We start from the raw sequence: 11,271 nt of genomic DNA, 5'->3' as shown, positions 1-11,271 counted from the left end.
CGCAGAGCGTGCGTGAGGCCGTGCGCACCCGGCCCTGGGAGGAGGCCCGGCGACGGGCCGTCGAGCGGGTCGGCACCACCGGGTGGGCGGGCCACTGGGCGCTCACCGGCGGCGAGCTCGGCCCGGTCACCACCCCGCTCGCCGACCGGCTGCGCAACGCCGTGCTCGACCGGCTCGCCCCCGAGGCCGACCGGGAGGCCGACGTCGCCGTGGCCGAGGAGGCCCGGGCCCGTCGCACCACCGTCCGGCTCGCTCTGCTGGACGCCGTGCGCGGCCAGCACGACGCGCCGTGGTTCGCCGCCTTCGAGGCCGCCGGGGCGAGCGCCGACGCCGTCGCACCGCTCGCCGAGCTGGCCCGGGAGGTCGGCTGGTGGTGGCCGTACCGCGAGGTGGCCCTGCTCAGCGAGCGGCCGACCACCCTGCACCGCGACGAGGCCGGACGGCTCGACCGGGCGGACGGGCCCGCCCTGGAGTACGCCGACGGCTTCGCCCTGCACGCCTGGCGCGGTATGCCCGTCCCGCCGGAGTTCCTGGCCGGTCTGGCCGAGGTGACCGTCGAACGGATCCGCACCGAGGAGAACGCCGAGCTGCGCCGCGTCCTGCTGGAGCACTACGGCTACGAGCGCTACCTGGCCGACTCCGGCGCCGAGCCCGTCCACCGGGACGAGACCGGTGTGCTCTGGCGGATCGTCCTGCCCGACGACGAGCCGGTGGTGATGGTCGAGGTGGTCAACTCCACCCCCGAGCCGGACGGCACCCACCGCACCTACTGGCTGCGCGTCCCCCCGAGCACCCGTACCGCGCGCGCCGGGGTCGCCTGGACCTTCGGCATACCCGAGAGCGCCTACCACCCGCAGCGCGAGACCTGATCGCAGGCGCCCTCCGGCATCCGGAGCAGGCCCCTGAGCTGCGCGTGTTGACCCTTACCCCACGTCAGGCCGCACGGTGGGGGCGCAGCGAACGCACGGACGATCGGAGGGACGCATGAGCTGGTCGGTGGGCCAGGTCTCCGGCTTCGCCGGGGTCACGATCCGGACCCTGCACTACTACGACCGGTCCGGGCTGCTCTCGCCCAGTGAGCGCAGCCCGGCCGGGTACCGGCTCTACAACGGTGCGGACCTCGCCAGGCTCCAGCAGATCCTCTTCTACCGGGAGCTCGGATTCCCACTCGACGAGATCGCCGACATCCTGGCGGATCCGCAGGCCAACGCGCTCGACCACCTGCTGGCGAGACGACAGGCACTCAGCGAGCAGATCGCACGGTTGCAGAAGCTGGTCGATGTCGCCGAACGGGCCATCGAGGTCCAGCGCACCGGGGGTGTCGAGCTGACGCCGGACGAGCGCTTCGAGGTCTTCGGGGACGTGGTCTTCGACCTCAGCTACGCGGCCGACGCCCACCTCAAGTGGGGCGAGCGGGACAGCCACCAGGAGGCCCTGGCCCGCGCCGCCACCCACTCCAAGGAGGACTGGCAGCAGCTGATGGCGGAGGCCGCCGAGTGGCGCGGCCGCTTGCTGGAGGCCTTCGACGAGGGGCTGCCGGTCGACCACCCGACGGTGCTCGACCTCGCCGAGCAGCACCGGCAGCACATCACCCGGTGGTTCACGCCCTGCCCACCGGAGATGCACTGCCGGATCGCCGACGACTACGAGGCGGACGCCCGGGCCTTCGCCCTCGTCGTCCCGCCGGCCGAGCAGCGCCCGGGCCTGGCCGGCTACCTCCGTGCTGCCATCGGAGCCAACGCCGAGCGCCGCAACGAGAGCGACCTCGACGAGGTGGCCCGATGAGGATCCTCGCCATGGCCGCCGGATCGCACGGCGACGTCGCCCCCTACACCGGTCTCGGGGGGCACCTGCGCCGCGAGGGGCACGAAGTCGTGCTAGCGGCGCCCGAGACCTTCCGCGAGCTGGTGGTCGGCAGCGGCCTCGCCTTCCGCCCGCTCCCGGTCGATCCGCGCGGGGCGGGCACCGAGTCGACGACCGGGCGCTCGGAACTGCTCGCCCGGGCCGCGGCGTTCATCGGGCAGCTGGGTGACGGGCTCGCGGACGCTGCGGCGCCCGGCGCCGATCTGCTCCTGCTGAGCACCACCACCGCGCCGCTGGGCTGGCACCTCGCGGAGGCGATGGACGCCCCCAGCATGGGGGTCTACCTGCAACCCACGCTGCCGACGAGAGAGTTCCCGCCGGTCGTCGGAGGCGGGCGCTCGCTGGGGAGCTGGGGCAACCGGGCGGCGGGGGCGCTCGGCCAGCGGGTCGTCGACCGCCTGCACGCCGAGACCGCACGCCGGCTGCGGTCGCGGCTGGGCCTTCCGGCGCTCTCCCAGACCGCGCGCCGGCAGGCTGTGGAGCGGGCGCACTGGCCGGTGCTGCACGGTTTCAGCCCGACCGTCGTACCGCGCCCGGCCGACTGGCGGGAGGAGCTGCGGGTGGTCGGCAACTGGTGGCCGCACGTGGCGGAGGACTACTGCCTCCCGGCCGAGGTCGAGGACTTCCTGCAGGCCGGTCCGCCGCCGGTGTTCATCGGCTTCGGCAGCATGGCGGCGGGGCAGGGCGAGCGGCTGAGCGCCCTGGCGGCGGAGGCCCTGCGGCGGGCCGGCGTCCGGGGCGTGGTGCAGGCCGGCTGGGCCGGGATCGCCGGCGAGGGTGGCGACGTGCTGACGGTCGGCGAACTGCCGCACGCGCGGCTGTTTCCCCGCATGGCGGCCGTCGTGCACCACGCGGGTGCGGGCACGGCGGCCGCGACGCTGCGCGCGGGCGTGCCGAGCGTCCCGGTCCCGGTGACGGCGGACCAGCCGTTCTGGGCCGGTCGGCTCACCCGGCTCGGTGCCGCCACCGCTCCCGTCCGGTTCGCCGACCTCACCGCTGACCGGCTGGCGGAGGCCATCCGTCAGGCCGTCGAGCAGCGGCGGCTGCGGGACCGGGCGCAGGAGGTGGCCCGCGCGATGGCGAAGGAGGACGGTGCGGGCCGGGTCGCGGAGGCGGTGGCGGCATTGGGCCGGTAGGGGAGGCGGGGAACGGGCCACTGCGGGGGCCTCAGGCCAGGGCCCGCTCCAGCCAGTCGAGCAGCACGGTGTTGCGCAACTGCGGTGCCATGGGGGCGCAGCGGTCGCCGACGCCCTGCGCGGCGGTGAGGACGGTGTGTTGTTCCGGACCTCGGAGGAGGTGATGGGGCGGGTGTCTGGCCCGGGACGAGGGAATCGGTCGCGCAGCCGAGGAGGAGGGTCGGACAGGTGACGAGGTGTGCCACGTCGTCGCAGCGGAAGCGGCGGATGGCACGGGCGAGTTGCCGGAGGCCCTGGGGCGCGCGTCCGGTGTGGGCGTCGTGGAGGAAGCGGGTGTCGAAGATCTCGGCGCGCGGGTGGGACGGCGCTCAGGCTGATCCGGCGGAGTCAGCGGACGGGCGGGCAGTCCGATGTCCAGCAGTCGGTCGGTGGCTGCGGTGGCTGCGGTGGCCGCGGTGGTCGCGGTGGTTCTGATGGTCACGGCGGTCACGGCTCGGCCCGTTCCGGTCAGGCCCGCAGGCCGTGGCGCTTGGTGTACACCAGGTGGAAGACGAACAGCGGCGCGGCGATCACCGGCCAGCTCAGGTTCATGGCCGCCGGGGCGGCATCGATGGGCAGGAGGTACGCGAAGGCCAGTTGGGCGAGAGCGTTGAGCAGGCTGGCCGTGCCCCAGACCGCGGTGAGCACCCGGGCACCGTGACGGAACGCCGGATCCTGCTCCCAGCGCTCCTCCCAGGCGCGCAGCCCCTCCTCGCCCGCCTTGGCCCGCACGAAGGAACGGAAGACGAGCATCAGAGCCGGCCGGCCGTAGCCGACGGATGCCAGCAGCCAGATTCCGAGGAGTCCGCCGAGCATGCCCGTCCAGGCCTCGCGGATCAGCAGGGTGCGTGCGTCGCCGGTGAGCGCGGAGAGCACCAGGCCGAGGGTGATCATGCTGAGGATCAGCAGGGCCAGGAAGTCGACGCGGCGGGTCCGGACCAGCCGTACCACCACGGTGACGGCTGGTACGGCGGCTGACCAGAGCAGGGACCACCACTGCTCCACGCCCGCCGTGCGCAGCCCGTAGAAGACGGCGAGCGGCAGGCCGAGGTCGATCAGCAGGGGTAACAGGACGGCGGTTCGGCGCGGGGCGGCGTGGACGGTCACTTCGTCTCCTCGTTCCTGGTGGCGAGGGTGAACAGGGCGACCAGCTCGCGCCCGTAGGCGCGGGCGTCGAAGTCGGCCCCGGTGGACAGCCGGTTGGCGGCCGCGTCGATCGAGGCGCGGATCGCGGTGGCCATCGCCTCGGCGTCGAACGGCCGGAAGTCACCGCTGAGCTGTCCGTCGCGCAGGTGCCGGACCAGCAGCGCCATGGGGGTGTCGAAGCCGGCCGAGCTGACCAGCGGGCTGCCGTCCTCCCGACGGGCGTTGGCGAGGACGTCCACCAGCGCCCGCACCTCGACCGGGCGCTCCGCCAGGAACTCCAGGTTCGCCTCGATGTAAGCGGCCAGCTGTGCGACGGGCTCGGCACGGGCATGGATGCGGGGCTGCATGAAGGCCCGCGCCCCCTCCTGGACGGTGTCGACGAGGGCTTGGAAGAGATCCTCCTTGTCCTGGAAGTGGTACGAGATCAGCCGCACGCTGGAGAGCTTCGCCCGCTTGGCGATCTGTGCGAACGAGGCCCGGGCGTAGCCGAGTTCGGCGACGGTCTCGATCGCGGCGGCGACGATCTGGGTGCGCCGGGCGTCGGTGGTGAGGCTCCGGCCGGAGCCGTGGGCAGGCATGGGACCGGCAGGGGCGGAGTCAGGATTTACTCGCATGAGTAAAAATTAACACGGGTCGGCAAAATCATGACCGCAAAGAGCCCCGCCGCATCCGCGCCCGGATACGGCGGGGCTGATTCCCGGCAGCGGCCGGCAATCGCAGACCGCCTCGCCGACGCAGGTCAGGGTGCCCGGGCGATCAGGACGGGCTGGAAGAATCCGGTGTCGACGGGCTGCTCCCAGCGGATGCCGGTCAGGTTCGCCTCGGTGGCGAAGGCGCTCAGCTGGTCCTGGGTGAGTGCCCAGTAGGTGGAGCGGCGGACGGCGACCTGCCACTGGCCGGAGTCGTCCGGCAGGAGCCGGAACAGCTCCAGGTCGTACCGCTCGCCGTCCTCGTGCCACTGCCAGAGCTGGAAGACGACCGACCGTCGACCGCTGTGCTCGGCGGTCTGCGGAGGAGTGGAGCCGGGCCGGGCACGGCGCAGCTCGTCGTACGGGCGCGCGGTGACCAGCAGCAGTCCACCCGGGCGAAGGACCCGCCGCATCTCACCGAGCGCGGCGCGCACGTCCGCGGCCGTGAGCAGGTGGGGCAGCGCGTTGTCGGCGCAGACGACGACATCGAACCGCCCGTCCGGGAAGGGGAGTTCCCGCATGTCGGCGGCAGCGGTGGGCAGCCGGAGGCCGCGCTCGGCGGCCTCGGCGGTGGCGCGGGCGGCGGAGACCGGGCTGAGGTCGGTGCCGGTGACGCGGTGGCCGAGGGAGGCCAGGCCGATCGCCTGGGTGCCGATGCCGCAGGCGCAGTCCAGCACCTCGGCGGGGCCGTCGCCGAGGCCCGCACGGATCAGGGAGTCCAGCGCGGCGCCCTGGCGGGCGAGCGAGGCGTTCCAGTCGGCGTAGAGGAGGTGGTAGTCGCCGGCGAAATCGTCGTAGAAGCGGCCGAGGGCGGACTGGGTCATGGTGTCAGGGTCTCCACAGGGGCGTCGAGGTGAGCGGCAATCGGGAGCGTCGGGGCGCGCGGGGAACGGACGGGGGAAGCGCCGTGGGCACAACGCCCGGGCCCGGTCACGGCCCGGACGAGGAAAGGCGGTGGGCATGGCGCCCGGGCCTGGTCACGGCACCGTGACCGAGCGGGACGCGGGGACCGGTTCGCTCGCCATGGCACTATCCTCGCCCGGGCGGACCGGCGCGGAGTACCGGTTTTCGGAGCTGCCGAGGGGGAGGGCACATGGCACGGCGCCGGACGAGTCCCGGCCGGACGGACCGCCGCTTCGCCGCGACGGCGAACGACACTGGCCTGTCGGGCCGGTGACCGGGGTCCTTCCAGGACCCGGTGTTCCGCCGGCCCACGCCCGAGGAGCGGCGGCTGGTGGAACGGCAGGGCGGGGAGGAGGCCGGCGTGCTGATCGCGTTCGAGGCGGACGGCGGTGGTGCGGAGCCGGTGAGCGGGCTGATCGCGGCCGGGAGCCTGGAGGCGCGGGTCGGCGCCGTCCGCCGGTACCTGTCGACTCCTCGACCGACGGAGCGCCCGGGCGGGAAGTCCGCTGGTCCGGCGTCGCCGTCGCCGCCATGACGCGGAGATGCGTACCTTCGAAGAGCTGATAGCCGAGGCCGGGTCCGTTTCCGTGGACGGCTGGCACTTCTCCTGGCTGGAGGGCCGGGCCACCGAGGAGCGACCCTCCTGGGGTTACCAGCGGCCGCCGGCCGGGCGGTTGGGTACGGAGACGGCGGCCCCGGACCTCCAGACGGGTGGCGGCGAGGTGCTCGCGGGCGCGGAACGGCCGGGCGGGCGCCCGCCCGTGGTCGCGGCCACCGAGTCCCGGCGGCCCGACCCGGCCCGCGCGACGCAACTGCTGCACCCGCTGGGCGTGGTGGTGGTTGCGGACCCGGATGAGCCGCCGCTGCCGTTCGCCGACGAGGTCTTCGACCTGGTCAGCAGCAGGCACCCGGTGCGGGCCTGGTGGACGGAGATCGCCCGGGTGCTGCGCCCCGGCGGCACGCACTTCGCCCAACACGTGGGCCCGGCGTCGGTCTTCGAACTGGTCGAGCACTTCCTCGGGCCGCAGCCGGAGGCCCGCGAGGGCCGCCGCCCCGAACCGGTGAGCGCCGAGGCGTGGGCGGCCGGGCTGGAGGTGGTGGACCTGCGGTCCGAGCGACTCCGGATGGAGTTCCGGGACATCGGCACTGGTAGGCGCCCGCGGGGGTGTCCGCGACGGCGGTCGCGACGATCCCCCGGTCGCGGAGGGCGGGCGGTGGTCAGGGCTGCGAGGTCCGGGGAGGGGTTTCGCACGGTCGTCTCGTCGGCGAGTTCGACCACCAGGTCGCCGAGGTCGGCGGAGGTGTCGTGGACGGCGACCGGCTCCGTGCCCAGCGCCCCGGCCAGACCGTCTGGCACCGGAACGGGCGTCAGGAGTGAGGTCGGGAAGTCCAGGCTGATCGTCGAGGAGCAGGACCCCGGCCGGGTTGCCGGGGAAGGGGCGGTCGGTGAAGGCGTCGACGAGTCGAATGCGCATGAGTCGGACCGTAGTGAAGGAACGAAGCGGTCGACCAAGGCCGATCCGGGACGAGTGGACTGATCCCGGGGGTCGACGGTCGCCTGGCGATGGCCTGCCGAGGGCCGGCAGTGTTGACGGTGGGTGCCGATCGCCAGGCGCCGCCTCTGTGTCAGGCTCCGTCCAGTGTCTCCACCAGCGCGGTCAGGAACTCCTTGGGCCGTTCCAACTGCACGCTGTGCCCGGCTCCTTCGACCGCGACCTCGCGCACCCGCCCGCCGGCGCCGGCGTAGCGGTCCAGCGCGGCGCGGGTCTGTGCCACCATCGGCTGTGCCGGGCAGGTGTCCGCGCCGGGCCAGCCCGGGACGGCGCCGATGGCCCCCAGGTGGGCCAGGTCGAAGAGCGAGGTGTCGGAGACGATCACGTCGGCCGTGCCGCGGATCCACAGGATCGGCGGCTTCGGTTCGACCAGTTCCAGGTCGTCGATCCGGAAGTGGGTCGGTGCCATCGAGTTGAGCACCCCGCGTTCGCCGGGCCCGAAGCCCGGCCAGGCGTCGCTCGTGCGGCTGTCGCCCGGGTAGTGGTCCTCCCCGGTCCGGGTGGTCAGCATCGCGGTCACGTAGTGGTCCGACTCGGTCAGCGGCTCGCTGACGTAGGCGGTGTTCAGCACCGAGCGCGGCGCGAACGGTGATTCGGCGCCCAGTTCGCCCTCGTGCAGCAGCCGGACGAATTCGGGGGCCGCACCGCCGGCGCCGGAGCCCGCGCCGTCGGGCGCGTTGAGCTGTCCGTCCACGCCGTGGGTGCCGCCGAAGCCGTAGGGGGAGACCGGGTTGACCAGGGTGAGCGAGCGGACCAGCTCCGGGTGGTCGCGCAGCAGTTGCAGCACCACACCGCCGCCCATGCTCCAGCCGACCAGGTGCACCGGTCCGAGTGCCAGCTCCCGGATGTAGGAGAGCAGGTCCTCGCTGTGGTCGCGCAGGCCCCGGGTGGCGTCCACCGGCAGCGGCTCGGTGGCGCCGAAGCCGCGCAGGTCGGGTGCCAGCGGGCGGTAGCGGGCGGGGAGGGCGGTCATGGTCGAGTGCCAGAAGACGCCGGAGGAGACGTTGCCGTGCACCAGGACCACGGGTTCCCCGGTGCGGCCCTCGATCTCGGCGTGGTTCACGGTGAGTCGGTCGGTTGTTGTCAGTCGGTCGGTGATCATCCGGGTGTCCTCAGTTCAGCCAGCCGGCGACCTGTGCGCTTGCCGCGCTGTCCCAGCCGAGTTCCAGGTGGTTGGCGAAGGCGATCAGCGCGGTGCCGCCGACGGTGCCGAAGCCGGTGGTGTCCAGCGCGCTGGACACGAAGACCACGCCGTCGCTGGGGCCGCGGTTCTCGTTGAAGATCCCGAGGATGTCGGGCGTGCCGCCGGCCAGGAGGTACGCCGTCACCGAGGAGGGCACCCCGGCCTGCTGCAGCGGGCCGATCAGTGAGCCGGCGTTGATCGCGGCCTGGATGCCGCCGCCGTCGGTGTAGAAGCCCTGACCGCCGTAGTAGGTCGTGTACCAGTCCTGCTGGGTCTGGTCGACGCCGAACACCGAGTCCCAGCGGGCCAGCATCTGCCGCTGCCCGGGGTAGTTGTCATAGCCGCTCGCGGGGGTGAAGGAGAACTCCGGGTGCGCGGTGTAGGTGCCGTAGCAGGTCATGTGCAGGTGCGGAGAAGGGGCGTTGATCGCACCGCCGCACTGCGGCCAGATCGAGAAGTCGTGCGCCCACCCGTGCGCGAAGGGGTAGTCGTAGCCGCCGTTCGGGCCGCCGAGGGTGATCAGCTTGCGCACGTCGCCCGCGTACGGGCGGCCCCAGGCGGGCTTGACCGAGGACACGTAGGCCCGTGCGGACATCTCGCCCTTGCTCCAGCCCACCACGTCCACCTGCGGGACGCCGAGCTTGGCGCGGATCAGTGCGACCGCGTCGCCGACCTCCTGGGCCTGCATCAGGTTGTCGCCCTGCTTGTGCGCGAAGCCGATCGCGAAGACCCGGTAGCCCTGCCCGGCCAGCTTCTGCATCAGCCCGGTGCTCGGGCAGGACGCGGCGCCGCAGCCGTAGCCGCCGGACTCGCCGGGGTTGGCCCAGGCCCGGTCCGGGTTGTCGTTGGCGCCGTGCACCAGCAGCACCGGGACCTGGTGCGCGCCGGTGTTCCAGCCCGGGGCCGAGTAGAGCAGGAAGCGGCCGGAGAAGGGCTGCTTGACGCCACCGAAGAAGGTGAGCCGCTGGCCGTCCTGGTTGCCGCGGCCGTCCGGCGGGTACTGCTCCTGCCGGAAGCCGGGGGTGGTGTCGAGGTACCGCTCGACGCGGTCCCAGCCGTTGGCGACGCTGCTGTAGGTCGCCTCCAGGGTCAGATTGGACGGCACCGCGGCTGCGGCCGGCCCCGACGGGACGGCCGCGCCGACCAGCGCCAGCACGCCCGCGAGCACCCAGCCCAATCCTCTTCGTCTGCCACGTCCGTTTCTCCACATACCGTGTTCACTCCTCCACGCCGAGGTCCAGCGCGTGACACGCTACGGTTGCCGGAGTGCCACCCCTATGGCGATGACGCATACCTTGGTCATCCCGGTGTGGGTGCCACCCACCTGGCCAGGATGCGGGCCCCGACGAAGGCTCCATCCGCACCGGTGAGCTCGGCGTCCTCGTGGAGCGGCCACGGGGTGTGCGGCCCCAGGAGGGCTCGCAGTGGCTGCGTCGGCGTCATCCCTGTGGGCGTGAAATTCCCTGAAACTCCTTTCAGTGTGTCGGCTGCCGTGTGGGACCGGCTCGCGGACATCCCCTCCTGCCGTGCGGACATTCGTCCGGTATCTCGCGCAATGTCGCACTTTCTGCCGCCGGATCATGATGCAAGAGCGTGAAAGAAATTGCGCATGTGCCTTGACGGGTCATCGAATCGGGGTGGAAGGTCTTCACCGAACGCGATGGAAGTGCCACGGAAGGTCCGCTGCCCCGGTCCGCCGCCCCTGGCACTTCCATCGCTCTCCGGGTCGACCGCCTGATGAGAACCGGGAGTTGACAGGTCTCCCCGCGCCCACGTGCGACATCCCCCCTCGTATCGCAGGCGCGCCGTCACGGCGGTCCGCACCGGAGCGCCCGGCCGGCTCCGCTCCTTGGCGGAGCCGGCCCCCTTCCCGAACGCTCCCACCACCCCTGGGAGTTGCGGCGACGGCCGATGCCCTCCCGGTGCCGTCGAGCCGTCGCAGGCCGGTATGGACGATGGGGGAGGCGATCTCATCTCCGCCATCCCCCGGGCGGCAGCGGTCCTGCTGCACCCCTACCTCGACGGCCGGGGGTTCTCGGTCGGCAGTCTGGTGGAACGGATCGGGGGCACCGCAACCCGTGCCCTGCTGGGCAACCTGGTGGATGCCGGGATGGTCAGGGCCGTGTAACGACCGGCCGCCCTCCGGTCCGAGGACCACCGGGCCGCGGGTGGTAGAGGCGGCCTGGACGCGCGGATCGTTCGGATCGACCTCGTCGTCCATCCACGGCCAGGCTCTCTCCGGCGGGACCAGGGCCGGCCGGTGTTCACCTCAGCCGTCTTTCGGCCAACTGTGCGAAAGGTCTGTTCGCAGCCACGGCTCCCCCCTAGAGTGGCCGCGATCCTCCGCAAGTGACCTTTTCTTCACGCCGGTTCACTGGACCTTCACACCAGTGCACTGGCCTCGGGACGTTCAGCGCAGCCTGTTCCCACCATCGAGCCGGAAGGGCCGGGTCCGTGACGCAGGCGTTCCAGTCCCCCGGCTTCGCCGCGCTGGCGGCCGACCGCGCGGTCGAGACACGGCTCGTCGAGGAGCGCTGGCAGGCGGTGGCCTGGGACCTGAGGACGGGTCGGCGCCGGGTGGTCACCGACCGGCCGGGGGGCGTCCACCTGAGCGAGATCGAGCCGGACGGCGACGCCATCTGGTGGTTCGACGCCGACAGTGCCGGGGAGGGGCGGTGGCGGCGCGAGCCGTTCGCCGGCGGAGCGGGCGGCGCGGCGCTGCACGGCGTGCCGCGCGGGCGGGCGTACGGCGTCGCCTT

General features: G+C 73.0%; 10 protein-coding genes and 2 pseudogenes. 7 read left to right on the top strand and 5 right to left on the bottom strand.

Annotated elements, in window-relative coordinates:
• The 3 genes from KS423_RS25940 to KS423_RS25930 all read left to right on the top strand — a co-directional run.
• Nucleotides 1-869, top strand: an 869-nt coding sequence (locus KS423_RS25940; RefSeq protein WP_224282182.1) for a DUF6745 domain-containing protein, incomplete at its 5' end; no start/stop codon positions are given.
• Between the two features lie 115 nt (nucleotides 870-984).
• Nucleotides 985-1,785, top strand: coding sequence for a MerR family transcriptional regulator (locus KS423_RS25935; protein WP_224282181.1), 801 nt, complete (start codon nucleotides 985-987; stop codon nucleotides 1,783-1,785).
• A complete protein-coding gene (locus KS423_RS25930; RefSeq protein WP_224282180.1) occupies nucleotides 1,782-2,999 on the top strand; it encodes a glycosyltransferase in 1,218 nt (405 codons plus the stop codon). Before KS423_RS25935 ends, KS423_RS25930 begins: the two co-directional genes overlap by 4 nt.
• 507 nt (nucleotides 3,000-3,506) lie before the next feature.
• Here KS423_RS25930 and KS423_RS25925 read toward each other — a convergent pair.
• The 3 genes from KS423_RS25925 to KS423_RS25915 form a co-directional block, all read right to left on the bottom strand.
• A complete protein-coding gene (locus KS423_RS25925; protein WP_224282179.1) occupies nucleotides 3,507-4,145 on the bottom strand; it encodes a VC0807 family protein in 639 nt (212 codons plus the stop codon).
• Nucleotides 4,142-4,762, bottom strand: a complete 621-nt coding sequence (locus KS423_RS25920; protein ID WP_224282178.1) for a TetR/AcrR family transcriptional regulator — start codon at nucleotides 4,760-4,762, stop codon at nucleotides 4,142-4,144. Before KS423_RS25920 ends, KS423_RS25925 begins: the two co-directional genes overlap by 4 nt.
• Before the next feature lie 161 nt (nucleotides 4,763-4,923).
• A complete protein-coding gene (locus KS423_RS25915; protein WP_224282177.1) occupies nucleotides 4,924-5,697 on the bottom strand; it encodes a class I SAM-dependent methyltransferase in 774 nt (257 codons plus the stop codon).
• A gap of 410 nt (nucleotides 5,698-6,107) precedes the next feature.
• Between KS423_RS25915 and KS423_RS25910 the strand changes: the two genes are divergently transcribed.
• On the top strand, nucleotides 6,108-6,311 hold the full coding sequence (locus KS423_RS25910) for a hypothetical protein (RefSeq protein ID WP_224282176.1): 204 nt from the start codon (nucleotides 6,108-6,110) through the stop codon (nucleotides 6,309-6,311).
• 7 nt (nucleotides 6,312-6,318) lie between these two features.
• Nucleotides 6,319-6,921: pseudogene (locus tag KS423_RS25905) on the top strand (methyltransferase domain-containing protein); the annotation flags it as partial.
• 481 nt (nucleotides 6,922-7,402) lie between these two features.
• Here the strand turns inward: KS423_RS25905 and KS423_RS25895 are convergent.
• The gene (locus KS423_RS25895; protein WP_224282175.1) at nucleotides 7,403-8,431 is read right to left on the bottom strand and encodes an alpha/beta hydrolase; all 1,029 of its coding nucleotides are present in this window, start codon (nucleotides 8,429-8,431) and stop codon (nucleotides 7,403-7,405) included.
• Between the two features lie 10 nt (nucleotides 8,432-8,441).
• Complete coding sequence (locus tag KS423_RS25890) at nucleotides 8,442-9,680, bottom strand: triacylglycerol lipase (RefSeq protein WP_224282174.1); 1,239 nt, start codon at nucleotides 9,678-9,680, stop codon at nucleotides 8,442-8,444.
• 780 nt (nucleotides 9,681-10,460) lie between these two features.
• On the opposite strand from KS423_RS25890, the gene KS423_RS25885 reads away from it, so the two are divergent.
• Together KS423_RS25885 and KS423_RS25880 are read left to right on the top strand one after the other, a co-directional pair.
• Nucleotides 10,461-10,640, top strand: a complete 180-nt coding sequence (locus KS423_RS25885) for a hypothetical protein (protein WP_224282173.1) — start codon at nucleotides 10,461-10,463, stop codon at nucleotides 10,638-10,640.
• 326 nt (nucleotides 10,641-10,966) lie between these two features.
• Nucleotides 10,967-11,271, top strand: a pseudogene (locus KS423_RS25880) (S9 family peptidase); the annotation flags it as partial.

Origin of the sequence: Streptomyces sp. LS1784 (assembly GCF_020103755.1) — a bacterium.
GTDB lineage: Bacteria > Actinomycetota > Actinomycetes > Streptomycetales > Streptomycetaceae > Kitasatospora.
This window is presented reverse-complemented; position numbering and strand designations above follow the sequence as displayed.

Excerpts from the sequence above, each read along its gene's own strand:
- KS423_RS25920 (WP_224282178.1), bottom strand. The coding sequence starts at position 4,762 with ATGCCTGCCCACGGCTCCGGCCGGAGCCTCACCACCGACGCCCGGCGC.
- KS423_RS25935 (WP_224282181.1), top strand. The coding sequence starts at position 985 with ATGAGCTGGTCGGTGGGCCAGGTCTCCGGCTTCGCCGGGGTCACGATC.
- KS423_RS25895 (WP_224282175.1), bottom strand. The coding sequence starts at position 8,431 with ATGATCACCGACCGACTGACAACAACCGACCGACTCACCGTGAACCAC.
- KS423_RS25885 (WP_224282173.1), top strand. The coding sequence starts at position 10,461 with ATGGACGATGGGGGAGGCGATCTCATCTCCGCCATCCCCCGGGCGGCA.
- KS423_RS25930 (WP_224282180.1), top strand. The coding sequence starts at position 1,782 with ATGAGGATCCTCGCCATGGCCGCCGGATCGCACGGCGACGTCGCCCCC.
- KS423_RS25915 (WP_224282177.1), bottom strand. The coding sequence starts at position 5,697 with ATGACCCAGTCCGCCCTCGGCCGCTTCTACGACGATTTCGCCGGCGAC.